This is a genomic window from Streptomyces sp. NBC_01775 (genome assembly GCF_035917675.1).
GTDB lineage: Bacteria > Actinomycetota > Actinomycetes > Streptomycetales > Streptomycetaceae > Streptomyces.
Genome location: NZ_CP109104.1, coordinates 3,057,531 through 3,081,093, shown reverse-complemented (window position 1 = coordinate 3,081,093; position 23,563 = coordinate 3,057,531). Strand labels below are relative to the sequence as shown.

The window sequence follows — 23,563 nt, the reverse complement described above, 5'->3', positions numbered from 1 at the left end:
CATGCACGGCCCGGGGCCGACAGCGGCGGCCCCGGGTCCCTCAGTCCCCGAACCACCCCGCGGCGTCCAGTCGGAACGCCGCCTTGCCGACAACCGCCTCCAGGCCCTCCTCCAGCTCCCGTAGCCGCTGTTCTCCCAGCCGGTCGGCCCACCGGCCGCGCAGCTCCTCGAAGACGGCGCCGGAGAGGACCAGCGCGTCGACCCCGCGCGGAGTGAGGCGTACCAGCTTGCGCCGCGCGTCGCCTTGGTCGGCGACGCGCTCGGCATAGCCGAGCGAGGCGAGCTTGTCGACGGTCTTGCCGGCGGCCTGCTTGGAGACCCCCAGTCGACGGCCCAGTTCACTCGCGGTGACCCCCTCCCGCCCGATCGCCTGCATCGCGAAGCCATGGGCCGGGCGCAGCTGGGGATGCCCGTGGTCGGCCAGTTCCTCGTGCAACTGGTCGATCAGCGAGCGGAATCCGGCGAACAGCAGCAGCGGCAGCTCGAACCCCCAGCGCTCCGGATGCTCGTTCCGCTCAGCCACGAGAGCCCTCGACAAACTCGACAACCTGGTTTACGTTTTCGACAACCACGTTGTCCACTCTAGGAGAGGGATCCTCCGTGTCCGTCACCGCGTTCACCGATCACACCCCCCAGTCAGCACCGCAGGGCGCCCGCCGCATCATGGAGGCCACCACCCGGCAGCTCGGCTTCCTTCCCGCCGCGATGGCCCGCCTGGCCGGCTCGCCCGAACTGCTGGAAGCCTTCCACCGGATGAGCGCGCTTTTCGAGACCACGAGTCTGGAGCCGCTCGCCCGGGAGACCGTCATCCTCACTGTCGCGGTACGCAACGAGTGCCATGTGTGCGTCGCCATGCACACCCGCAAGCTCCAGGCGCTGGGTGCCGATGAGGAGCTGACGCGCGCCCTGCGCGCCCAGTCGCCCCTGCCCGACGAACGCCTCGAAGCGGTGCGTGTCTTCACGTGCGAGGTGCTCGACCGGTCCGGAGACGTGGGCGAGGAGCGGCTGAACGCCTTCCTCGCGCAGGGCCACACATCTCAGCAGGCGCTCGAAGTCGTCCTCGGGATCGGGGTCTACACCCTCTCCACGCTCGCCAACAAGCTCACCGGTGCGCCCGTCGACCCCGGGTTGGTGCCCTTCGCCTGATCAGCCGGCCAGGCTGCGCACAGGCAGCATGCAGTGCGCGGCGGAGGTCATCATCTCCTCGCTCACGAACGCCCGGAGCGCGTCCTCGCTGACGGCGGCGCCCGGTGCGGCTTCGGGCCAGGGCTCGGTCGAGAACATGAAGTAGACCTGCCCACGCTCACGCGCCGCGATCACCCACTCCGGCGGTGCCGGATACTGCGCGGTCAGCTTCGGCATCGTCAGCACCGCCTGCCCGGCCTCGACCAGCAAGGTCACCGGAAGCCGTCGCTGTACCGAGCCGTCCACCAGTTCCCCGCCCACGGGCAGCCCCGCCTCGGCCAGGATCTGCCGGGTCGCCGCCCGGGTGCCCTCGGGGCCCGCCGGTCCGTCGCCGAGCGAGTAGGCCAGCAGGAATGACATATCCCTTCCATCCGCGTACGCGCCGGTCCAGCCGATCACAGTGAGGGTGCCGAACTGCTGCTGCCGAAGGCCGCCCTGGGCGGTTTGGGGGGTGGTCATGGACCGGCACCCTAGCGGCGAAACGGGTGACGACAGCACCCGAATCACCCTCAATGACCACACTCGTGGCGCGAGTACGCCACCGGGGGCACATTCGCTCATCCGTGCGTCGTCGCCGTGCTGACGCCCGTCCTCCCGGTGTCGCGCGTGCTGTCGCCATGGCCCGGCGCGCTGGAACCCCGCACACCACTGGACTACGGTATGGAGTCAAGCGGTTACACATCGTGTGCCGCGTTCTCCTTACTCGTACACGGTGGTGACACATGTTGAACTCCCGCCCCGCATCTCAGAAAATCCCGGCCCAGCGCGCCTTCCTGCGCGCGGGGCTGCTCGCCACGGTCGTCGGAGCCGCCCTCGCCTCCAGCGGGCCGGCGGCCACGGCAGCCGAGCAGGGCAGCGGCGCGTCCGACACCGCGGCGGGGTTCAAGGCCGCGGCCGAAGGCCTCACGGCGCCGGTCTCCGGAACGGTGTCCGGCACCGGGCGCGGACTGGGCGAGTCCCTCACCGTGGTCAAGAAGCTGCCTCTCAACCCCATGGCGAATACCGGTTCCGACCCGCTCAACAACGCCGTCGCCACCCAGGTCGCCGACTTCCGCGAGGTGAGCACGGCGGCCCTCACGGGACCGCTCGCGCGCGGTGCCACGCTGACCGAACTCCCCCTGGTGGGCCCCGTGGTCGGTACGGCGATCGACACGCTGCCCCACTGAATCCACTGCCGCGCTCGCGCACGGTCGTGCGCGAGCGCACACGAAGAAGCCACCGGCGCCCGGCCGGTGGCTTCTTCATGCGGGCTGGAGAGCCCGGGGATGCTTACTGGTTGCCCACACCGTTCCCGGCCAGGACCGGGATGTCGTTGAGGAGGTGGGACAGCGGCTCGTCGCCCTTGGCCTGCGAGGAGTTGTCCGCGCACTGCTGGTTCTGCGGCGAGGACAGGACGTTGACGTCCTGGACCGCGATCGGCGCGGCGCCCAGGAGCGAACCGAGGTTGGCCTTGATCGGCAGACCGAGGCAGAGCTTGTTCAGGGAGCCCTGGACGGCCTGGAACTGCGGGCTGCCATTGCCCTTGGTGACGGCGTTGCCGAAGCTCTGGTTGGCGCCGTTGCCATTCACCGAGGTGGTGCCGGTGTCGTTGCCGACGGCCAGCGCCTGCGGGGCAGCCATCGCGGAGATGCCGACGAGCGAAACTGCCACCGTGGCGGTGGACAGTGCCTTCTTCATCATGAGTTCTACCGTTCTTCCTTGAAGGGGGGCGGAAGCCTGGGACGTCGGGTTCAACTATCTTCCGCCCGCTGAGTTTTTCTTTTTCACCTGAATGGTGAATGCGCCGCGACCGCGGGGAATTCGCGCCGGGCGGGGCCGCTCACACGCCGAGGGGAAGACCGCCCAGCAGGGGAAGCTGCGGGGCCTTTTCGGCGCCAAGCAGGCTCTTGCCCGTCTGGAGTTCACCGCTCTTGGTGGCGCCCTTCACGGTGTTCACCACGGCGTCGAACTGCGGCCCGTCCACCGGAGCCACATCCAGGGTGTCGCTCCGGAGTGCCTTGTCGAGACCACCGTTGAGGCTGAAGCCCGGTCCTGGGGCTGGCTCGTTCGCGAAGGCGGGGACCGCGGAGCCCAGGGCCATCACGGACCCGGCGACAACGGCGGCGGTCTTCTGGTGCTTCATATTGGCGCTTCTCCCCGGAGAAGTATCGAGTGTCCAGCAATACGACGGAACAATCCGGGAATTCGCAGGCCCGGCGCCTCCGGCGTCGCCCTTGATAACGACTCCACAGCTTGCCGGAAACTGTGCGTCCCCGCTTTTCTCGGCCGGAACCCCCAAGCGGGGGAGTATCCGTACGCGGGAGGCGGCACCCGAACTTCTCGTACTTGCAGAGGGCTTGGCGGCCGGAAAGAGATCCCGGTGCGAAGAGTCGCGGAACGGTCCCCGGGGGGCCCGTTCCGCGATCGCGGCCAAGGCCCGGACGCGGGGAGGGAATCAGCCCCGGCGGTGGGAGGAGCGACGGTAGAGCAGCACGCCGCCCAGCAGCGTGCCGGCGCCGAGGGCCGCCGCGATACCGGTGCCCGACGAGCCCGTCCGGGCGAGGACATCACCGGCGCTGCCCACCTCTTCCGGCTGCTCGGGTGCGCGGGGCGCGGCCTGCTGCGCGGGGTCGGCAGGGCGTTCCTGCGCGGGCTGGGCGGCCGGGGCGCGCTCGGTGTCCGGGTGCCCGGGGGACTGCGTCGCGGGCTTGTCCGCAGGCTGCTCCCGCGTGCGCTCCGGCGCTTCCGCGGGCTTTGCGGCGGGGTCCTGGGCGGGATCGCCGACGGGCTTCTCCTGGCCCTGGTGGTGTTCGCGTTGGTGGTGTCCGCCTTGGTGGTGCCCACCCTGACCGTGTTCGCGCTGGTGGTGCCCGGAAGTGTGCTGGGCGGAGGAGTGGTTGACGCAGCTGTTGCCGAATGCCGGGTTCAGCAGCCCGACCACGCTCACGGAATTTCCGCAGGCGTTCGCCGGGAGATGCACCGGCGTCTGGACGGAATTGCCCGACAGTACTCCTGGGGAGCCCGCAGCGCCGGAGTCGGCCTGGGAGTCGGCCTGTGCGTATCCGGCGACCCCGGCGAGAACGCCGGTGGTGGCCGCGGCGGTCAGAAGGCTCCTGCTCAAGACCTTTCGCATGGTCTCTTCCTGCTCTCAGTGTGTTGCGGAAGGCGCGGAATCCTCAGATGTCCCGTATCCGCGTCTCAGGAAACCGGACGGCTCCGGTGCGTGGGCTCCACGCCCCACGCACCGGAGCCGGTCCGAGCTGGTCCCGCGCACGAGGGGCGGGGGAGCGTCAGTCGTTGACGCAGGTGTTGCCGAACGCCGGGTTGAGCAGGCCGATCAGGTTGATGGTGTTGCCACAGACGTTGACCGGGACGTGCACCGGAACCTGGACGACGTTGCCGGAGATGACGCCGGGGGAGTTCGCGGCGCCGCCCTGGGCGCCGGAGTCGGCGAGGGCCGGCGCAGCGGCGGTGCCCAGGGCCATCAGGGTGCCTGCGGCGACGGTCGCGATCTTCGTGTACTTCACGTGGGGAGTCCTTTCGTGAGCGGGTTTCGTAGGACCACGGATTTCGCAGGTCCACGAGTGCTGGCTGATCGCCCGCAACTCCGCTGTCGCCATTCGTAACGAGGCCAGGTTCCGTACGACACGAATAATGCGGGATTCCCAGCCGTCTCGCTCAGATGGCGTAATGGTATTTCGGCGACTCCTTACTCAATGCGATGCGGAGCGCCCGGCGGATGACCGGGAATTGGGATAGTGCTATTTCCGGGCGATGCGCGTGAAATATGTACGCAGAAATGGCGGAAGGCCCGGAGCGCCTGAAGCGCTCCGGGCCTCGCCCGCGTTTTCTGTCCGGCCTGTGCCGGGGTGGGCTCAGTGGTTGCCGGCGCCGTTGCCCGAGAGGATCGGGATGTCGTCCAGGATGTGCGAGAGCGGCTCGTCACCCTTGGCCTGGGTGGAGTTCTCGGTGCACTGCTGGTTCTGCGGGCTGGACAGGACGTTGATGTCCTGGACCGCGATCGGCACGGCGCCCGCGATCGACCCAGCGTTGATCTTGGCCGGCAGGCCGATGCAGGGCTTGTTGAGCGAACCCTGGATCAGCGCGAACTGAGGGCTCATGTTGCCGTGCGTGGCGGAGTTGCCGTATGTCTGGGCCGCGCCATTGCCGTTGACCGTCGTGGTGCCGTGGTCGTTGCCCACGGCCATGGCCTGGGGGGCGGCAATGCCGACGATGGCGGTCGCAGCCGCTGCGGCGGCCAGCGCGTTCTTGATCATTAGTTAGTCCTCCTGATGTGGAGCTCAGACGCGGAGCGCACTGGACAACTCGACCGGACGCGGTTGGTTGCGCAGGTTCACCCGGACGACATGAGGTGATCCGATACATCCGTTCATTACCCCGGATTTTTTCCGCCCCGGGTTTCTCCCTTGGGCCGCCGGACCCCGCGGAGTTGTTTTCTCGCGGCATCCGGTTGGCGACACCAGGTTCGTGGCATCCGGTCACGCTTTTACGCGCTCTGGTGTGCGGCTGGGCCGATCGGCGGAAGGCGGCCGAATGGCCGTGCCCGTACCCGGGGCGCCGCGTTCAGCAGATCGCGGCGCCAGGTAGGGGCCGCGATTGATTTTGGAGGAGCACTCCATGAAGACCACGAAGAAGGCCGCTCTGGTCATGGCAGCCGCGGGCATGGCCGTGGGCGCCGCCGCCGGTGCCGCGTCCGCCGACTCGGGTGCCTCCGGAGCGGCCGTCAAATCGCCTGGCGCGGTCTCCGGCAATGACATTCAGGTACCGATCGACATCCCGGTGAACGTCGTCGGCAACACCATCGACGTCATCGGGCTGCTGAACCCGGCCTTCGGGAACACCGGGATCAACCACTGATCAGTGCCCGCGCTCCCCGTTGAGGGAGCGGACGGACGGGGAAGGGCTCCGCACCAGGTGCGGGGCCCTTCGGGTTTTCCGGGCGCGGGTCCACCGCCGTGTTTGTCACCCGCCCCGTTCGGCTCATCCGTACCTGCTGGACGGCTCGCGGGGCTGTAAGCCTGAGAAGAGCGGCCGTACGGCAGGGACGGGCGCGGGAGGAGGGCGGTCGTGAGCGCGTCAGTCGTGGTGGGCGTGGACGGTTCCTCTTCGAGCCTGGAGGCGGTGGACGTCGCCGCCCGCGAGGCCAGGCTCCGTGGGACCTCGCTGCGCGTCGTGTACGCGTTCGTCTGGCCCATGCTGAAGGTGCCGCTGGGCCCCTCCGTGATGGGCTCGCCCGAAGGCGGGCTGCGCAATCTCGCCGACAAGACCGCACAGGATGCCGTCGCACGGGCCAGGAAGGCCCAGCCGGAGGTGGGGGTCACCTACTCCGTCGTCCCGGGTGCGCCGGTGTCCGTGCTCACCGAGGAGTCGCAGGATGCCTGTCTGGTCGTCGTCGGCACCCGTGGCCTGGGCGGCTTCACCGGCCTGCTCGTCGGATCCGTGGGGGTACATCTCGCCGCGCACGCGGCCTGTCCTGTGCTGGTCGCCCGGGGCAGGAAGAGCCCGACGGGGCCGGTGGTGCTGGGCGTGGACGGTTCCGAGGCCGGTGACGAGGCGGTCGGCTGGGCCTTCGCCGAGGCCGCGCGGCGCGAGACGGAACTCGTCGCGCTGCACAGTTGGGACAACTGGACCGGTCTTCCGGTGGCGGTCGGCCCCGGCGTCCAGGTGCCCTCCGTCTACGACCCCGTCAAGCTCAGGGACGAGCAAGAACGCGTCCTGTCGCTGGCGCTGTCCGGATGGCGCGAGAAATACCCGGAGGTGACGGTCACGTCCCGCCTCGTACAGGACTACAGCAGGCAGGCCCTGATCGAGGCCAGCGAGGAGTCCCAGCTCATCGTCGTCGGCGCGCGCGGCAGGGGAGGGTTTATGGGGCTGCTGCTCGGCTCGGTCAGCCAGGCGGTCCTGCATCACGCGCACTGCCCCGTGGCGGTCGTGCGCGTGCACAGGGAGCACGGACACGGGGAGGGGCGTGGACAGGGGGAGGGGAGTGGGCGCTCCCATGGTCACGAGGGCGGGCGGGGGCACGAGGAGGAGCGCCACCGGCGCGGCCCGTGGCACGGCGGGGGCGAGGGGCGCAGGGGGCGCGGGGTCCGGGAAGGGCGCGGCGGGAGTGGGGAGGGCGGGGACAACGAGGAGGGGTGAGGGGCCGGACGTCCCAGGGGCGGAGCGGAGTTGATCACGAGTAGGTCAATTCTCGTTGATCCCCTGAACACGCGGCACAGGTGAGGCATTCTGCCGGGACGCGGACTCTGGGGTTCCGGGATCCGGAACCCGACCGTCCTGCCTCCCCCCACCTGCCACGTCCCAGGACACAGGAGCTACGCCATGCCGCGCCGACGTCTCCCCGCGCTCGCCGTGGTCCTCGTGGTCACCGTCGCCCTGGGGATGGCCGCTTGCGACGGCGGGAGCGAGGGCCGGACGGAGCGGAGCGCGTCGGGGCGGGACACCGAGCGGCACGGGGCGCCCCGCGCCAGTGGGCAGGACCGCGCGCGCGGAGTGGTGACCGTCACCCAGGCCGACCGGCTCCTCGACCGCTACGAGCAGTTCGTCAACAAGGCCAACAGAACCCGGGATCCCGCTCTCCTGGCCAAGGCCGAGGCGGGCAACGCGCTGGAGCGCTCCCGGGCCGGATACGAGCAGCACAAGACCCTTTCACGGCGCGAACGGGCGGAGAGAGTACGGCCCTTCAGCTATCGGCACCGCGCCTTCCACATCCCCTCCGGCACCAACTGGTTCCTGGCCACCGCCACACGGGTGGCCCGGAACGAGGGAGGTGCGCGGGGGACGCGTGGGGCGGGAGAGGGCCGAGCGCCTTATGACGCTGCTGAGCCGTCGGGCAAGCTTCGTCAGCCGCGTGAATCACGTCGCCACAGCCAGAGACATCAGAAACACCAGAAGCATCAGAGACACCAGAAGCATCAGAGACACCAGAATCACCAAGCACCCCAACCTCGCGACCCGCGTAAGTCCGACGCCTCCCGCGAGCCCGACGCCTTCCACAAGAGCGAGGCCTCCCACGCCAAGTCCCACGGCAAGTCCCACGCCAAGTCCTACGCCGAGCCGTCGTCGGCGGCGCCGACAGCGGCCTCCCGGCCCAGCAGCGTGCTCCTGTTCGCCAAGCGGAACGGCCACTGGCGGCTGCGCGCGGCGCTCGAACTCCAGACCGGGCGGCTCCCCCGTATCGCCAGGAACGACGGAGGCCTGGCCACCGCCGTTCCCGCCACCGCAAAGATCGGCAAGCTGAGCGCGGACGACATCCCCGCCGCGTACGAAGACCTCTGGCAGACCGGCGGCAAGAAGGAGGCGGCGGCGCTGGCACGGAACCCCGTGACCAGGGAGGCCCGTTCGACCTACCGGAACCGCGACGAGGCACTTGGCGCGCAGGGAGCGCACAAGCGTTTCGTTCCACGCGCGCCCCGCTACGACGACAGCTACGCGCTGCGCACCGCCGACGGGGGAGTACTCGCGCTCGTGCCCCTCGCGCACGAACAGCGGCTGCGCGTCACCCGCCCGGGGCTCCAGATCACCCCGTCCGCCGAAGAAGCCGTCTACGACGCGGCGCCGCGTACCGCCATCCTCACCACCTTCCACGGACAGGCCCTCGCCCAGCTGCCCCGGCACGGTCTGCCCAGGGTGCTGGCTGCGAAGTACGCGCTGGTGGGATCCCGTTGAGCCGCCCGGCAGGCTGTCTGGCCGTCCTGCTGCTGCCGTTCGCCGCGCTGCTGCTGGGCTTCAGCTGCATGGTGACGACCGAGGCCGAGTCACCGGAGGACTTTCCCGGACTGCGGGACAACACGGGAGATGTCGCGCTCTTCGGGCTCCGCTTCTCGGTGGTCGCGACGGTGCTCGCGCTGTTTCTGGTGCGCCGCGCCAGGCGCCGCTTTGTGGTGCCGGTGGTCGTACTGTGCGTGCTTTTGACGGCCGGCTCCGCCTACCGCGCGTACACCCTCAAGCCCCTGCTCGACTGTGCGGGCCACACGGCGGTGGCCCGTCAGACGGACGGCTCCTATCACTGCTACGACCGCTGACCACTGCCACGACCGCACCAATGCCACGACCGCTGAGCCGCTGAGTCGCCGACCCGCCGGGCCCGAACCGCTCAGCGGTGCGGGTGGCACGTGGAGGTCAGGCGGAGGTCATGAAGCCCCCGCGGGACTGGCCGCTGCTGAAGAGGTGGTCCCAGTCGAGCTGCTCGGGAAGAGTGCCGAGCGAGATCACAACCGCCCCGCCGGCCTCCTCCACGGCACCGCACCAGGCGGACATCTCCTCGGCTTCCTCCGCCGAACGAGCTCCCTGCACCAGACATCCCGCATCCCCCGGCCCGTCCACAACAGACATGGTCAGCTTCGCGTCGACCTGCCACCCCTCGCACGCCGGCATCACACCGTCAGCGACACGCAGCACAGGCAACGCCTCATTGATCGGCGCGCCCTCCAACAGCAGAACCGGGGTGGAGCCGGACACGAAGCGGACGTTCTCTCGCGGTAGAAACATGGCGCAACTTTTCCATGGACCCGAAGCCCGCCCGGCGGTCGGGGCGCGAGGGGTGACGCCCCCACCACACGACAACGCCCCAGCCCAGCCCAGCCCCCGCACCCGCCCTCCGCCGACGATCAGGACAGGTACGTCGACATCGGTCATGGCCGCGCCTTGGCGAGGCGGGGAACTCCTTGGCGACGTGAACGTCTTCGGAGACGGGGACGGGGACGGCGTCGTCACTCCTGGTGCGGCACGTCCGGAGGCGGTACGGCTGTCGGCCGACCTGCTGAGACCACGCCGTCGACCGCGGCCGGGGCGAGGGTGTCGACATCTCCCATGAAGCCCAGCATCCGGGCGTTGACCACGTCGGGGTGGTCGATCTGCGGGCCGTGGCCCGTCGCGGCGACGATCTCGGCGCGGGCTCCGGGGATCAGCGGCGGCACCCGTTCCAGCTGCCGCTGCGGGTGTACCAGCAGGCTGCGCCTGCCCATGATGAGGTAGAGCGGGGTCCGGATGGAGCGCAGCGCGTCCTCGGTCAGAGGCAGCGGCGCGGGGCGGCGGATCCGGAAGGCGCGGGCGCCCGCCTGGATCCATGTCCGCAACTCGGGAACGGCGATGGCCGGTTGCTCCAGCCAGGAGGCGAGGCGCGGACGCAGCGCCCTGGGGGCGAAGCTGGCGAAGAGACTGACGAAGACCCAGGCGAAGAAGCGCAGGCCCACCTGCCGCCCGGTGGCCGATGTGGTGGACCAGGCCGCCCCGGCATGAGCCGCACAGCGAAGCCCCCCGGCCGTCTGGCGGACAGCCGGGGGGCTCTGGTGGTCCTACGCGCGCGGTCAAGGGCTCAGTTGCACGTGCGCTCTGGCGCGCGCGGTTGAGCGAACGGTCAGCAGCGCTTGTCGCTGGATCCCGTGAAACTGTCCGGGGATCCTTCCGGGATCACGGTGCCGACCGCGGAGGTGCAGTCGTCGACCGTGTCGGTGCCCTCGGACCAGTACTCCTGGCCCTTGTCCGCCGCCCAGTTCACGGTACCGAGCTCCTTGCCCCGGGTGTGGCTGTAGACACCGGCGCTGACGGTGTAGGTGTCTTCCTTGTCGACGAAGTCCTGCCAGAGCCAGACGTAGCTGTAGTTCTCCTTGCACTCGGGCGAGTAGAACTGCTTCACCGAGGCGATGGTCTCGCCGCCGCGCTTGACGTAGCCGGTCTTGCCGATCTGGTAGGCGTCGCCACAGACGTCGCTGGCCTGTGCCTTCGCGCTCAAGGGATTGCCCTTGGGTGTGGGGGCGGTGGACCCCGGCGCGGAACGCTCGGAAGGTGCGGGAGCCGGTCCGCTGCCCGCGAGAGCGTTGCCTGCCGGGACCATGACGAAGGCAGCGGCGATGGCCGCCGTTGCGATCATGCGTGAACGCATGTGTTGATCTTCCCCTCTTGTTGTGCGTTGTCCTCGGAGCGGGGCACAGGTGTAGGTCATCCCTCCGTACGCGTCCGAAGGGGACACCGGCCCGAAAAACTCCGATCACCTGAGAAGACACGCGCCACAGGCAAGGGGTTGTACAGCGTTATCCAGCAAGTTCGCCGCGGCGATGACGCCACTCACGTACGGAAGCCGACTTTCTTTCGTGAGAGAGCTACGAACCGAGGTCGCCGCCGGGCTGGACAAGCTCGTACGGCCTGAGCGGTAGAAGGTCACGAACGAAGGTGACGGCGAACGGCCTCCCGGCGCGCGTCTGGCGCACGCGCCGGAGTTGGTGCCGACCGCAGACGCGGGGGCGCTGTCAGTGCTCCACCCCTCGTCGACGCTCCACCCCCCTCATCGACGCCGCAAGCTATCGTTCCGCTGTGACTGGCTCAGCGGAGCGTCCGATTCTCTTCCTCGACGTCGACGGACCACTCATCCCGTTCGGGTCGCGGTCCGGTCGTCCTCGAAAGGCCCGCACTTCCAGATCTGAGGTTTCCTCCTGTTCGGGGAACCCATTGCTGGAGCGCCTCGACCCCGCCGTTGGGCCGCGCCTGCTGGCTCTGGGGTGCGATTTGGTGTGGGCCTCGACATGGATGGACGAGGCGAATGAGGTGATCGCCCCGCGGATCGGGCTGCCGCCGCTGCCTGTGGTCAGGTGGCCGGAGGAGCTCGCCGACGAGGGTCCAGGCGGATTGCACTGGAAGACTCGCCATATTGTCGAGTGGGCCGGCCACCGCTCGTTCATTTGGGTCGATGACGAGATCAGTGCCATGGACCGCCTCTGGGTTTCCGCGCAGCACGAAGGACAGTCGCTGCTGTACCGCGTTGACCCGGATGAGGCCCTTACCGACGAGGATTTCACCGAGCTCGCCCGCTGGCTCCGGTGCACCCTGCCCAATCCCCCCTGGGCACCGCTTTAGGCCGTGTATCGAAAACGGATGAGGAGTTCGATGAAGGGGGCCTCGCTGCATGCCGCGCTGGAGGATGTGAAGGCGCAGCGAGTTGCGGAGGGCCGCGGCGGTGCGCCGTCGTTGAGGCCAGGTATGGGTGTCAGGCAGGCCGAGGCACGGTGTTCACCGCACGGTAGCCGTACCCGTCCTGTTCTGAAGCGAAGGCTTCCAGCCCGCAGTCCTGACACCGCTTGGGGGTGCCAGGGCGTTGTCGTAGACACCTTGCTTCCAAGGGGAGCTGTCCCGACTGGGCCGCGCAGCGAGCCGGCTGCCGGAAGGTCCTCACCCGAGACCCGCGTCATCCGTCCACAATCTCCCGGGACAGAGCGACCAGCGGGCAAGATGGCCTCATGACAAAACTGTCCGTACGGCCGGTCCGTCGTGCCCCCTCTGGCTCAGTGCTGTCGTTGTGGTCACAGGACTCCGTGTTGTCGATCGGCTCAGTGGGATCGGTGCTGTCCGTGGGGTCCGTCGGTTCGGCCTTGTCGGTAGGCTCGATCGGAAGTGCCCTGTCGGTCGGCTCGATCGGTTCCTCACTGTCGCTGATCTCAACCGGATCGTGGCTGAGTACAGGATCGTTGTTTTCCGCGCAGTCCCGGTGGTCGGTGCTGTCCTGGCGTTCCTCTCGCGGTTTTCTTGCCGCGGGAGCGGCAGGGGCGGCGACCGGAGGCGCCCTGCTGTTGGCCCATATGTTGTACAAGGCCGAAGCCGGCACCGAATGATCCTGATCAGGTTGCCAATTCCCGGGTCCTCTGACCCGGGGGTTCGTGTTGGAGCGGGGTGACGGGAACTGAGCGACGGGCTCGTCGTTGCCACGCGCGTCGCTCAGCAACTCGGGCTCTCAGCTTGGGAAGCTCGGGTGCCCTGCGGCTTGTTGACTGCTTGAACTGCGCGGAGCCGTTTCGCTGTCCGAAGACAACTCGCCTGCCGCTCGGTGTTCCCCGTGTCTCCTACAGGACCTGGCACGCGTCTGGCACGGACTCCTTCGCCACGAACCGCCGGCTGACGATCACCACCTCGGCGGCCTACAGCCGGGTCACCTCGGCATCGATCTCGGCGAGCAGCTCAATGGTCTGCCCTGTGCTCCGGAGAGTCGGCGAACTCACCCTGGGCGGATACCCATCCGTGATACATCACGACCCCGCCCCCTGGCCCGTCACCGATGACGAAGCAGTCATCATGCTGGCACACGCGGACTACCAGTTCGTGGACACTCCCCTCAGCTGCGCCGCATCCTGGCTGATCCACCCCCGGGACCTGGCCGAAGGAAACTTCGAAAACGTGCAGCTCGATATCCAGGCATATATGTGACACCTACGCAGGGCGTTCACCAGCACCACGTGCGCAGCATTCCTGCCACCCCCGGACCCGCCGTTGCGTGGCGGGCAGCAGGCGGCGCCGCTTGAGCCGGGCGTGGATGCCGGGCAGGGCGCTGATGTCGGCGGCCGGGACGGTGGTGGCCGTGGCTGACGGCATGAATTGGGTGTCGCACCCGGTGTGCCCCCGTGGACCGCGCGGTCATCGAAGCGTCCAGATCTGGTTGTCCCTCCCGTTGCATTCCCAGAGGACCGCCACCGTTCCGCTCGCGCCCCCAAGAATGTCGACGCATTTCCGCGACTGATCAGCCCTCAGTTCCGTACCGGCGAGGTGGAATCGTTGGCCGGCGGTGCCGTCGCAGCCGGACAGCTGGATCTCGGTGCGGTCGTCGGTCGCCCCTCCGGCCACGGTCATGCATTTCCCCGATGACCTGAGCGTCCCATTCGCTCCGGTCCGCCATCGCTGGGCCGCGGAGCCGTCGCACGCGGCTTGGAACAGCTGCGTCCCCTCGGTCCCGTCGCCGCTGCTCAGGCACTTCCGCGAGGCGGCGACCGTCAGCGCACGGCCGGCCGGGGCGGCCGATGTGCCGGATTCGCTCTTCGTGGACGCGTTCTTGCCCCCGGATTCCGGCTCGGCGTCCTCTTGCGAGGGCTTGGACGCCGCCCGCGACGTGGCGCCGGAACTCGCGGAGGAGCTGGGAGAGGGTGTCACGGATGTGCCCGGGGACTGCGGCGTGGTGGTGTCGTTGGGAACAATCGGGGCGTTCGACGCCGTGGAGACGGTGCTGTTCTTCTCCGTCGTCGTGGGGATCAGCAGTGCGATCGAAATCAGTATCGCCGTGGCGACCGCTGCGACCAGCACGACCAGCTTCCTCGAACGGGCCGGGGGCCGCTGTGCCTGTGGGCTGGTCGAAGAGGGCTGCGGGCCTTTCCCGGCGGCCCCGGCAGCGGCTGCCTCATGCGTTCCGTGCCCCGATTCCGGCCTCGGCTCCGGCTCCGCTGCCGGCTCCGCTGCTGGAGCTGGAGCTGGAGCTGGAGCTGGAGCTGGAGCTGGAGCTGGAGCTGGAGTCGGAGTCGGAGCTGGAGCTGGAGCCGGAGTCGGAGTCGGGTTGTCGCCGCCCGCCGCGCGGGCGGCGGGCGGAGTGACGATCGAGCTCATTTCGGCGGCCGGCATCCGCAGTAGTCGCTGGGCGTCCTCGGCCGAAAGTCGCTCGGCCGGGTTACTGGCGAGCAGACCCTGGATCAGCGGGGTGAGCGGCCCGGCGCCCCGGACATCGGGGACCGGCTCCATGGTGATGGCGTACATCGTCTGTGTCAGCGTGTCCCGCAGGAACGGTGAGCGGCCGTCCACCGCCTGGAAAAGCATGGCGCCCAGCGCCCACAGGTCGGCCTCCGGGGCGGGCTTGGCGCCCATGAGGCGCTCGGGGGCGATGAAGTCGATCGACCCCACCAGATTGCCGGTACGGGTGAGAGTCGAGGAGTCGGAGGCCCGGGCGATGCCGAAGTCGGTGAGGACCACCCGGCCGTCCTCGGAGAGCAGCACATTGGCCGGCTTCACGTCCCGGTGCAGGATCCCGGCCCGGTGAGCCGCCCGCAACGCGGCGATCACACCACGGCCGATCCTGGCGACCTCTTCGAGCGGGACCGGGCCGTGCGCCTCGATCAGGTCACCGAGGGTGGTCGCGGGCACGTACTCCATGACGATGGCGGGCAGGCCCTCGTCGTCCACGACGTCGTGGACGACAACGACATTGGGGTGGCTGATCAGAGCGGCGCTGCGGGCCTCGCGCCGGGCTCGCTCGAAGCGGGTGGCGAGTTCGTCGTCTTCCAGGTGCGGCTGGGGATGGAGCCTTTTGACGGCGACCTGGCGGGTGAGGAGCTGGTCGTGGGCGCGCCAGACGGTGCCCATGCCGCCTCGGCCGATCCGGTCAAGGATGCGGTACCGGCCGGCGATCAGCCGTCCTTCGTCGGACACCGTGGTTTCCTTTCTGCTGCCGCAGGACCGACCCGGCCAGCGGCACCACGGGGCCCATCAGGCCGGAGAGCCGCACAACGACTCCTGGATCAGCGCGTGTTGAAGGAAGCACTGTCAGTCGAAGGGGTGATCATACTTCGATCGTGTGACGCAATGCGTGGCTGTCGCCCATTGACGGAGCTCTTTGTACCCGGCGTGACGGCGCGGAGCCTGTCAAATCTGGTGAGACGGGTCAGGCTGCTGGTTCTTCCTGGTTTTCCTCCTCCGTGGGTTCGTTGATCCAGGCTGCTTTGGGCAGGTGGGGCGGGGGCGAGGGCCGGCGGAATCGGTGGGGGTCGGTCGCATAGGCGTCGGCCAGCACTGCGGCGTGCTGGGTACGGATGGTCACGGCGGTGCTGCCGTCTTTATCGCGTATGGACGAGCCCGCGGAATGGGACTTCGGCCCGAACAGACCTCCGCGGTCTTGGCGGCCAAGCCGTACGGCCTTCGCCATGCCTGTGTGTCCCAGTGACTCACCTCCGGCGTCCCGACGCCGGACGTCGCCAGGCGGGCCGGTCACTCGGTGGAGGTGCTGCTCAAGATCTACGCCAAGTGGGGCGACGGCCAGGAAGCCGAGATGAACGAACGGATCATGACGGGTCTGGGAAGAGGAGGAAGCGGCAGAGGGCGAGTGAGCGGCCAGTGAGCGGCGAGTGAGCGACTGACCCAAGCCCCGGAGAGATCCGGGCCTTTCGCCATGCTCGGGCCCCTACGCCGGATCTGCGGAAAGCGCGCTGACCTGCACCGATGCCCACCAGCACGGCGACCCCTTGACACAGGCCATATAGCGTGGAAACTGGGCAATAGACCAGAAAACCGGAGAATTGCACCGTCGGTAGAGACGTCTACCGACAAGAGATTCCCGCAGGCTCTGGCCAGGCCCCCGAAGCCCCTCGCTACCGGAGCTTCAGCGACGACTGAGGTAGATGGCAACGGTGAGGACTCCGGGGACTGTTTTTTGTGCCTCAGTGGCAGAGGACGAGAGAGCGGCGAGTGAGCGACCGACCCAAGCCTCGGAGAGATCCGGGGCTTTCGTCATGCTCGGGCCACTGTGCCGGATGCGCCGAAAAGCGGAGCTGAACTGCACCGATGCCCATCAAGGCCCATCAAGATCATGACGCTATTACAGCGTGATCACTGTCATCGGCCTGCTGTTGGCGGCGCCCAGCCAGCCGCCTCCGCCCGCACACACGACAAACGCCCCGCACCAGCGAAGAGGCTGGTCACGAGGCGTTTCGGCACTTAAAGGAAAGTACCCCCGGCAGGATTCGAACCTGCGCACACGGCTCCGGAGGCCGACGCGATGTGGGACTGAGGGCCTGGTCAGACGATGTGCAACGCCTTGTGTCGCGCAACTCACGCCGCGAATACGCCGCAACCCGCTACTGAGCGGCCTGTTGTAGGGGCACAGTGGGGGAGCCCCCGGGGGTGGTCAGGGGTAGTACGGTCGCAAGTGATCTAGGACCGGGGAGGCGCACGGCATGCCGGAGGAGTTCACCGCAGAGTCAGCAGGTGCGGTGCTAGGGGAGGCGTGCCGTTCGGCGGGGCTCGACCCTGCGGGCGCGGAGCTGCTGCGCCTCGGTTCCAACGCGGTGTACCGGCTGTCGACGGCTTCCGTCATCGTCCGCATCGCGCGGGACACTGACGCCCTGGAGGAGATGCAGCGGGCCGTCGGGGTCGCTCGCTGGCTGGAGACCGAAGACTTTCCTGCCACACGGGTGCTGGGCGACGTGGAGCAGCCGACCGTGCTCGGTGGCCGGGTCGTCACCTACTGGGAGAACCTTCAGGACGAGATCGAGTACGCGCGCCTGGACGAGTTGGCGGACCTGCTGAAGCGGCTGCACTGGCTGGAAGAGCCGAAGTCGCTGGGGCTGCCGTACTTCGATCCGTTCGCCAAGGTACGGGATTCGCTGCGCGCGCTGGACGGCGTGGCCGAAGCGGACCGATCGTTCTTGGAGGAGCGCGCCGGAGAGCTGAATAAGGCGTACGACCGCTTGGATTTCGTCCTTCCCTTCGGCCTGATCCACGGTGATGCGAGCATCGGCAACATCCTCCGCAGCCGTACGGGACAGGCCGTCCTGATCGACCTCGACGGCTTCGCGCTCGCTCCGCGCGAATGGGACCTGGTGCAATCCGCGCTCTTTTACGAGCGGTTCGGCTGGCACACACGGTCGGAGTACGAATCCTTCGTCCATCACTATGGGTTCGACCTCATGAACTGGCCGGGGTACCCGGTGCTGGCTGATGTGCGCGAACTGATGATGACGCTGTGGCTCGGACAGCAAGTGACGACTAGCGCCAAGTCGGCGGAGGAGTTTGCACGACGCGTGGAGACCATCCGCACGGGAGGCAGCCGGGCCGACTGGCAGCCTTTCTGATCAGCGCTTCTCTGGTCGATTCTCCGCAGCGACCCATAGCCGGTGCTCGCTGACTTGCTCCCGGAACGTCCGGACGGCGGCTGTGTCTCCCGCCGTTTTCAGGCCGTTGCGGAACTCTCGGAGATAACTGACGCACCGTGCCGACTTGAGCTGTTCGCCGAGGTCGAGAGCATCGAGCGCTACACGGCACGCCTCCTCGGCGTCTCCCGCGTGGAGATGTGCGTCCGCGAGAACCATGGTGGCGAAGAAGTCGCTCCTGATGTGACTCCCGCTCATAGCGTTCTCGGCGTGGGCGACGGCGCGGCGGGCAGCATTCACGTCTCGGAAGCAGTGGGCGGCCTCGGCCGCCAGCTCGGCCTCGTCGAAGTAGGTGATCCACTCCGGTTCGTCGCTACGGTTGCTGCTCTCCAGCGCCTTGGTGGCTTCGCTCAGAGCCATCTCGCACGCGCGGGTATCGCCTGTACGAGCAAGTGCGCGCGCCTCCATCGCGTGGAACTGCGCCATCAGCGTCGGCGTCGCCACCCCCGAGATGCCCATGCGGGCGGCCCGTGCGAGCGTTGCGCCCTCGGTGTAGTTGCCGAGGAAGGTGGCTTGATGACTCATCGCGGACAATATGCTTCCCGCAAGCCGGCGGTCGTCGCCGTCCTGGGCGAGACGGAGAGCTTGGAGGAAGTACCGCTGGGCAAGGCCGTGGTGACACGCGTCGTACGACATCCATCCGGCCAGCAGCGTGGACTCCGCGACGGTGGAGAACAGGGCTCGGCCGACCGATTCCGAGTACTGGCCGGTGAGCAGTGGCGCCACATCCCGGCTGAGGTACTGAACAACGGACTGGCGCGCGTGCTCGCCGCCGAACCGGTCGTCCATCTGCGCGAACATGTCGCTGGTCGTCTTGATCATCGCCACGTCGGTCAAGCCAACGCATACGCCATTCGTCTTGGGAGCGGACGGGAACGACGGTTCCGGAGCAACCAGCCAACGCAACGACGCTTCGCTCCACGCGTGCTGTGACGCTTCGGAGAGCAATAGAGGCTCGAAGCCGTGGAGGTCCGCGCGCCATAGCTGGCCGACAGCTCGAAACGCCTCCTCTGGGGTCGGCGGGTAGCGCGTCTCCAGCAAGCCGGAATCCTGGCCCGTGGCGGAACTCAAGCCAAGCTCTGCCGGGTCGACGTTCAGGGCTTCACAGATCAGCGGCACGTAGAACTCATCCGGCACGCTGTGGTCGTTTTCCCAGCTCGCGATGCGGCGCTTCACGCTGGCATCGGAGGGCAGCGTTTTCCCGTGGCGCGTCGCGCACCGCCGTAGCTCGCTGACGAGTCGGAGCTGGCCCCAGCCGCGGGCCATACGGGTCTCGCGTAGTGCGACCCCGAAGGACCGGTTCGCTGTCATCGTGATCGCCTCCCCCGTCTGATCGGTGGCGTGCACTGTCCTGCTGCCTTCTTCGAATCTACGGACAGTGAGCCCTCGCTGTCTGGTCGTAATGCGAAGGTACCCGCCCCCACTGACAGGTGATCCGGGGTGACGCGGATGTGGGGAGCACGTCACCCCTCGTCATCTCTCGTCATCTGCCCAGTTCAGGGCCGTGCGATCGAAGGTGGTTCCACGCGGCCAAACGGCTGAGGCATGGACCAACTGAGGTGACTCGACGTGCAGATGATGACAAGAAGGGGCGTTCAGTGGATCTCCTCCGCAGCGGATGACCCGGAAGAGTGCCGGGAGCACTGGGCACTTGACCCCCGGAGCCCCCACGCACTTCCGGCCGGGCGCTACTTCGACGTTGTGGCGGTCGGGCAGCGGGTTGGGCTGGAGACGTTCGATCAGCTTCAGCGCCATGGAATGCCGTTGGGGCCCGTGATGGCAGACCGGGCTTCCGAACAGGTCGGATTCTTCCTCCCCACCTGGGCGAAGAGCCCATTCGATCGCATGGTCCGGCAGGAGACGGCAGATCGGGCGCCTGAGTACCGGTACCTGGGTGAGAACTCCGTGGTGGTCGTGCCGGGGCCGATGCCGCTGGCCGGAGACCGTTACATCTGGCTTCGGGCTCCGATGCGGCGGCCGGAGGCATCGCTTCCCCGAATCGCCGCGCTGGCCGCGATGTTCGTCGCCGCGTCCTCAGTCGTGGCTCGCGCGGACCGGTACGGGCGTGAGCAGTCGGCCGCTTCCGTAGATGGTGGAGCGACCCATGCCCACTGATAGGGAGTACGACCCTGATGGCGCGAGCTGGTCACCGCTCGACAGCGAGGAGTGGTACGCGGCGCGAGACGCGGTCGCCGGGCTCCGGGACGTGCTGATCGCGGCCGGGATGGAATGCGACTTCCCGTACCTTCGCGCTGACCTGAACGCGTTCGGGCACGGGCTGATCGAACTCGGCCGGATCTCGCCGGAGACGGCGCGCAGGCTGGCGGAGCTGCTGCGGCGGTCGTTGGAGAGCACGTACGAGGAACCGGGCACGGGAACGAGCGGCCGTCAGCAGCGGAACGACTGAGCAGAGTAGATGAGGTGGACGACGTGACGGACCCCACGGGCGTATGCGCGCGATCGGCAGACTGCCTGACCCCAGGTGTGGCCTACGTGCGTGGTTGGGCGGAGGGGAAGCGCGGCGCAGACGGTCTCGCGGAGATGCTGCGCGCGGTGGGACTGGAAGCGGACTTCCCCGGGCTCAAGGCAGATGTGAACGTCTTCGGGGACGGCGTCGTCACCCTCGGCGCGGTACGCCCGGAAGCGGCGCGGCTCCTGGCCGACTTGCTGACGACGGGGCTGACGGCGGAGATGGCACGGCAGGAACGCGGCCGGCCTGGGGCTGGAGGCGTTCCTGGAGCCTCTGCGGCGTAGCTACCGCTGTTGAGTAAGCCTGACAGTGACAAGGGTGGCTCGTCGTCGGCCGGGACCGGCGCCCCAGCGCCGCAGCCCGAGCCGAACGACGAGCCACCGGTCTACTGAGCTATGAGCTTGGGAAGCCGCGATCAATTGCAACGGCTACAAACTCTGACCTAAGCGAATGGCCAACCTATGGAGTCTCGGCTGCAATTCACCGTGATTCCTCGCGTTTACTGCTCGATCTGGTGCGGTCGTGGTGCGGAACTCAGACTAGGTGCAGCGCGACCGGTCCGCATCAGCGGCCTCAAACGCCATGACCACACCGGTTGAATGCCATCCGGACATCCGCTACGGAGAGTCAGCGGAGGCATCGCTTGCTTGCAGATGATCCGCAGCCATATCAAGCGCAGCGTAAACGAACATAGCGTCTACTTTTTCCGGATGGAATCCTTCAACATCCAATGCTATGAGCAAAACCGCACGCAGGGCCGAAAGTGCGTAACGAGACGCATGTATCGGCATGTCGTTGAGGTGTAGTAGTTGCTTCTTATGCGGTCCCGGCACTCCATGCACAACTCGCGACCGGTAAGCATATATATGCTTCACGGCGTTCAGAATCTCTCCGCTACTGCCCCACCCTGACTGAGACAAGATTGCGCCTGCACGCATAGAAATCTTGTGGACAATTTCGCCAGAGCCTGACCCGCCGCCTAGGAGCGCTTCCAAACCTATGCATAGGTCGACTATGCAGTCCTCGTCACTGTCACGACTCCATGCGCTATTAAGACGGCGTGCGGCGACGCCTAGGCTAGGGTGACTTCGCGATAGTTTATCGAAGTGATCGTGAATGCGGGCAAGGATGTCGTGGTCCAACTCTGCGGTATGGCGTGTAAGCGTGTCCAAGCGGGTTGGATAATCCCTGAATAGATAGACCGAGCTGGTATTTCCTTCGGTGTCCACATTGCCGAACCAGCCATTCGGATCGAGAATCATTTGTGCGCATCCGACGGCACCCGGTAATTCCAGCGCAGCCGCCTCCAGGAACCGATCCACGATGTCGAATGTCGGTCCGTACGGTTCGACTTCAAAGTGTGAGCCGCAGCCTCCTGCCAGTGCAGGCACATTCTTGAGATTCAATGCATGCGTAGCGTCACTTAGCTTATGCGCATCGTGAGGCGCTACATGCGGTGTGGCACACAGAAGCCGCCGTTGGTTATCGCTTATTTGCACAATAGAGAAGCTGTCAAACTCTGCCTCTTCGGCGACTTCAGCCCCCAATATGGGAACAAACACGTCCATTCGCAGATCGTCTGCGAATAAGTATTTCTCAAGTTCCCGGAACAATAGCTCCAGGAGGCCAACGTCGACGCTGTTGGCGTCGCCTGTTTCCGCTACGTACATGTCCGCCAGAAGAATCGGAATCATAGCAACCTCATGGAGCATAACTTTCCCTGAGTCCAGAGGCTCTTCTTCACGGTCTGCTGGAAGTAGAAATTTTCGTGCCACTAGGGGGGTCGATTGCACTTGCCGATACAGTTCGCCCAGACCGGTTAGATCTTGATATGCATAAAGGGCGGCTAGGTGACTGCCAGATGAAGGTGCACTGAATAGTGTTTTGTAGCCCTCCTTTTCTGTGGCGCTAACGCTAATTTTCAGTCCGGATGCCACTTCTTGTGCGTACTTGCCTATCTTGGTAATTGCGTCTAGAGTGGGAGACTGAACGGAATTCCAAAGTATATCTTCTGCAGGAGAACTGGTCGACATTTCGATGGGTATATCCACTTGAATACCTAACTTCTGCCAGTTTTTGTGGCTAGTTTATCAAGCTGCATGGGAGGCCAAGTAAAGTCTGCCTCGGATTCCTCTCCGGTATTCTATGCGCGCTGTCATTTTTAGGGGCGGAACGTAAGCCCTGTTGCATCTAATGTGTCCGGCGTCTCGGGCAGTCTGTGGTCGCGCCCCGATCAATCTCGAACTGATCGCTTATTTGGATTTCCCTGCTCGCCTATTCTGGAATTCCTCGTATTTGGCCGTGAATACATAAATGTAATTCAGGAGCGCTTCCGCCAAGGCTAGAGCATCTTCTGCGTCCTCACGGCTCACGGATTCTTTGCTGAAATGGGCACCCTGATTCCCGATGACTCTGAGTGCTTGCGTCCAGTCGAAGAGGCGCCCTTCGATTTTTCCTGAATTTCGAAGCTCGTGAAGTGCCTTGAATAGAGTCTTCTCTGTCGTCCCTTGGTCCTCGCACATGCCTTCAAGGCTGCGGCGCACCATGACAGCAGTAGCCGTATATAGCTTCGCGCCAAAACACTCTTGTGCCTCGCGCATCTCACGCGCTATCGCCTTTGGAATATTGGGATGCAGAGGTGCCACGCGATCATCCGGCCACTCTGTGCGGGAGTCGCCCCAACTCCAGCGGTCTCCAAACAAATCGCCTGTTTGAGAGACCACCTGTGCGGATCTACACCCGTCGCAGGAGACAAGAGAAAAGAGCGTCGGCTCGAACTCTTCCTCGCCTTGAGGCATTAGCTCATAGGTGCCACGTTGGGTTCCCAGGGTGGCCGAATTACAATGCGAGCAATTGATCAGAACTGGAGGGGAAGCGCTGCTTCCCCCGGATTTAGCAGCCATCCCGAGAGCCTAGCGTGACGAACAGGCCGGCGGCGTGGGTTTGGGCGAGGCGGCTTTGGTGTGGGACCGAGGGCTGGGGTCCTTACGCTGGCGAGCGGATCGGGCTGGCTGCCCGCCTGCCCGCAGTGCCCGACGTGGCCGCGCGCTTCGAGTGCTGCTGATACCTCAGGTGGGGAAAGTCAGCCACAGCGCTGGGACAGTTGACTAAGCACCCGCACGTGGTTCCCTCAGCCACCCACCGTCATCGGCCACGTTTCTGAGCTTCTGATCTTTGACTCGCAGACGCCTCCGCGCAGCCCCAGGTGATCACCGGGCGATGGCGGGTCCGATCCGCA

The 23,563-nt window shown here is 66.8% G+C and carries 27 protein-coding genes and 1 pseudogene; 13 read left to right on the top strand and 15 right to left on the bottom strand.

What is annotated here, in order from left to right; genetic code table 11:
• Positions 1-40: 40 nt before the first annotated feature.
• Entirely contained in the window at positions 41-523 is a 483-nt protein-coding gene (locus OHB04_RS13705; RefSeq protein WP_326687962.1) for a MarR family winged helix-turn-helix transcriptional regulator, read from the bottom strand.
• A 77-nt stretch (positions 524-600) separates the two neighbouring features.
• On the opposite strand from OHB04_RS13705, the gene OHB04_RS13700 reads away from it, so the two are divergent.
• A complete protein-coding gene (locus tag OHB04_RS13700; protein ID WP_326687961.1) occupies positions 601-1,146 on the top strand; it encodes a carboxymuconolactone decarboxylase family protein in 546 nt (181 codons plus the stop codon).
• Here OHB04_RS13700 and OHB04_RS13695 read toward each other — a convergent pair whose 3' ends face one another.
• Positions 1,147-1,644, bottom strand: coding sequence for a DUF5949 family protein (locus OHB04_RS13695; protein WP_326687960.1), 498 nt, complete (start codon positions 1,642-1,644; stop codon positions 1,147-1,149). It abuts the gene before it with no gap.
• A 263-nt stretch (positions 1,645-1,907) separates the two neighbouring features.
• Here OHB04_RS13695 and OHB04_RS13690 point away from each other — a divergent pair, with 263 nt between their 5' ends.
• Entirely contained in the window at positions 1,908-2,351 is a 444-nt protein-coding gene (locus tag OHB04_RS13690; protein ID WP_326807522.1) for a hypothetical protein, read from the top strand.
• A 103-nt stretch (positions 2,352-2,454) separates the two neighbouring features.
• On the opposite strand, the gene OHB04_RS13685 is transcribed toward OHB04_RS13690, so the two are convergent.
• The 5 genes from OHB04_RS13685 to OHB04_RS13665 form a co-directional block, all read right to left on the bottom strand.
• Entirely contained in the window at positions 2,455-2,865 is a 411-nt protein-coding gene (locus OHB04_RS13685; RefSeq protein ID WP_405805570.1) for a rodlin, read from the bottom strand.
• A gap of 139 nt (positions 2,866-3,004) precedes the next feature.
• Positions 3,005-3,307, bottom strand: coding sequence for a hypothetical protein (locus OHB04_RS13680; protein ID WP_326687958.1), 303 nt, complete (start codon positions 3,305-3,307; stop codon positions 3,005-3,007).
• A 312-nt stretch (positions 3,308-3,619) separates the two neighbouring features.
• Entirely contained in the window at positions 3,620-4,297 is a 678-nt protein-coding gene (locus OHB04_RS13675) for a chaplin (protein WP_326807521.1), read from the bottom strand.
• A gap of 157 nt (positions 4,298-4,454) precedes the next feature.
• A complete protein-coding gene (locus OHB04_RS13670; RefSeq protein ID WP_326687956.1) occupies positions 4,455-4,691 on the bottom strand; it encodes a chaplin in 237 nt (78 codons plus the stop codon).
• A gap of 348 nt (positions 4,692-5,039) precedes the next feature.
• Positions 5,040-5,441, bottom strand: a complete 402-nt coding sequence (locus tag OHB04_RS13665) for a rodlin (protein WP_326687955.1) — start codon at positions 5,439-5,441, stop codon at positions 5,040-5,042.
• Between the two features lie 361 nt (positions 5,442-5,802).
• Here OHB04_RS13665 and OHB04_RS13660 point away from each other — a divergent pair, with 361 nt between their 5' ends.
• From OHB04_RS13660 to OHB04_RS13645, 4 genes are all read left to right on the top strand, one after another.
• Positions 5,803-6,042, top strand: coding sequence for a chaplin (locus OHB04_RS13660; RefSeq protein WP_326687954.1), 240 nt, complete (start codon positions 5,803-5,805; stop codon positions 6,040-6,042).
• Positions 6,043-6,252: 210 nt separating this feature from the next.
• Entirely contained in the window at positions 6,253-7,326 is a 1,074-nt protein-coding gene (locus OHB04_RS13655) for a universal stress protein (protein ID WP_326807520.1), read from the top strand.
• 183 nt (positions 7,327-7,509) lie between these two features.
• Positions 7,510-8,856 carry a hypothetical protein gene (locus tag OHB04_RS13650; protein WP_326807519.1) on the top strand — a complete coding sequence of 449 codons (1,347 nt, stop codon included), beginning with the start codon at positions 7,510-7,512 and terminating at the stop codon, positions 8,854-8,856.
• Positions 8,853-9,212: a hypothetical protein gene (locus tag OHB04_RS13645; protein ID WP_326687951.1), complete on the top strand. Its 360-nt coding sequence runs from the start codon at positions 8,853-8,855 to the stop codon at positions 9,210-9,212. Before OHB04_RS13650 ends, OHB04_RS13645 begins: the two co-directional genes overlap by 4 nt.
• Before the next feature lie 97 nt (positions 9,213-9,309).
• Here the strand turns inward: OHB04_RS13645 and OHB04_RS13640 are convergent, their stop codons facing one another.
• The 3 genes and pseudogenes from OHB04_RS13640 to OHB04_RS13630 form a co-directional block, all read right to left on the bottom strand.
• Positions 9,310-9,678 (bottom strand): hypothetical protein, encoded by a 369-nt coding sequence (locus tag OHB04_RS13640; protein ID WP_326687950.1) that lies wholly within the window; start codon positions 9,676-9,678, stop codon positions 9,310-9,312.
• A gap of 221 nt (positions 9,679-9,899) precedes the next feature.
• Positions 9,900-10,385 (bottom strand): annotated as a pseudogene (locus OHB04_RS13635) (alpha/beta fold hydrolase); the annotation flags it as partial.
• A gap of 161 nt (positions 10,386-10,546) precedes the next feature.
• Complete coding sequence (locus OHB04_RS13630; RefSeq protein ID WP_326807518.1) at positions 10,547-11,071, bottom strand: hypothetical protein; 525 nt, start codon at positions 11,069-11,071, stop codon at positions 10,547-10,549.
• A 428-nt stretch (positions 11,072-11,499) separates the two neighbouring features.
• Here OHB04_RS13630 and OHB04_RS13625 point away from each other — a divergent pair, with 428 nt between their 5' ends.
• The 3 genes from OHB04_RS13625 to OHB04_RS13615 all read left to right on the top strand — a co-directional run bounded on the left by OHB04_RS13625 (position 11,500) and on the right by OHB04_RS13615 (position 13,380).
• Positions 11,500-12,039, top strand: a complete 540-nt coding sequence (locus tag OHB04_RS13625) for an HAD domain-containing protein (protein WP_326807517.1) — start codon at positions 11,500-11,502, stop codon at positions 12,037-12,039.
• Positions 12,040-12,419: 380 nt separating this feature from the next.
• Positions 12,420-12,791, top strand: a complete 372-nt coding sequence (locus OHB04_RS13620) for a hypothetical protein (protein ID WP_326687947.1) — start codon at positions 12,420-12,422, stop codon at positions 12,789-12,791.
• A 457-nt stretch (positions 12,792-13,248) separates the two neighbouring features.
• Positions 13,249-13,380 (top strand): hypothetical protein, encoded by a 132-nt coding sequence (locus tag OHB04_RS13615; protein ID WP_326687946.1) that lies wholly within the window; start codon positions 13,249-13,251, stop codon positions 13,378-13,380.
• A gap of 207 nt (positions 13,381-13,587) precedes the next feature.
• Here the strand turns inward: OHB04_RS13615 and OHB04_RS13610 are convergent, their stop codons facing one another.
• Positions 13,588-15,360, bottom strand: a complete 1,773-nt coding sequence (locus tag OHB04_RS13610; protein ID WP_326807516.1) for a serine/threonine protein kinase — start codon at positions 15,358-15,360, stop codon at positions 13,588-13,590.
• A gap of 232 nt (positions 15,361-15,592) precedes the next feature.
• Positions 15,593-15,748 carry a hypothetical protein gene (locus OHB04_RS13605; RefSeq protein WP_326687944.1) on the bottom strand — a complete coding sequence of 52 codons (156 nt, stop codon included), beginning with the start codon at positions 15,746-15,748 and terminating at the stop codon, positions 15,593-15,595.
• A gap of 1,132 nt (positions 15,749-16,880) precedes the next feature.
• Between OHB04_RS13605 and OHB04_RS13600 the strand changes: the two genes are divergently transcribed.
• Entirely contained in the window at positions 16,881-17,777 is an 897-nt protein-coding gene (locus OHB04_RS13600) for a phosphotransferase family protein (RefSeq protein WP_326807515.1), read from the top strand.
• On the opposite strand, the gene OHB04_RS13595 is transcribed toward OHB04_RS13600, so the two are convergent.
• On the bottom strand, positions 17,778-19,031 hold the full coding sequence (locus tag OHB04_RS13595; protein WP_326809447.1) for a hypothetical protein: 1,254 nt from the start codon (positions 19,029-19,031) through the stop codon (positions 17,778-17,780).
• A 399-nt stretch (positions 19,032-19,430) separates the two neighbouring features.
• On the opposite strand from OHB04_RS13595, the gene OHB04_RS13590 reads away from it, so the two are divergent.
• The 3 genes from OHB04_RS13590 (at position 19,431) to OHB04_RS13580 (ending at position 20,609) form a co-directional block, all read left to right on the top strand.
• Entirely contained in the window at positions 19,431-19,970 is a 540-nt protein-coding gene (locus OHB04_RS13590) for a bifunctional DNA primase/polymerase (RefSeq protein WP_326809446.1), read from the top strand.
• Positions 19,960-20,262 (top strand): hypothetical protein, encoded by a 303-nt coding sequence (locus OHB04_RS13585; RefSeq protein WP_326807514.1) that lies wholly within the window; start codon positions 19,960-19,962, stop codon positions 20,260-20,262. The genes OHB04_RS13590 and OHB04_RS13585 overlap by 11 nt, the downstream gene beginning before the upstream one ends.
• Before the next feature lie 86 nt (positions 20,263-20,348).
• Positions 20,349-20,609 (top strand): hypothetical protein, encoded by a 261-nt coding sequence (locus OHB04_RS13580; RefSeq protein ID WP_442814834.1) that lies wholly within the window; start codon positions 20,349-20,351, stop codon positions 20,607-20,609.
• Between the two features lie 333 nt (positions 20,610-20,942).
• Here the strand turns inward: OHB04_RS13580 and OHB04_RS13575 are convergent, their stop codons facing one another.
• On the bottom strand, positions 20,943-22,376 hold the full coding sequence (locus OHB04_RS13575; RefSeq protein ID WP_326687940.1) for a hypothetical protein: 1,434 nt from the start codon (positions 22,374-22,376) through the stop codon (positions 20,943-20,945).
• Between the two features lie 201 nt (positions 22,377-22,577).
• Positions 22,578-23,228: a DUF4145 domain-containing protein gene (locus tag OHB04_RS13570; RefSeq protein ID WP_326687939.1), complete on the bottom strand. Its 651-nt coding sequence runs from the start codon at positions 23,226-23,228 to the stop codon at positions 22,578-22,580.
• Between the last annotated feature and the right edge of the window lie 335 nt (positions 23,229-23,563).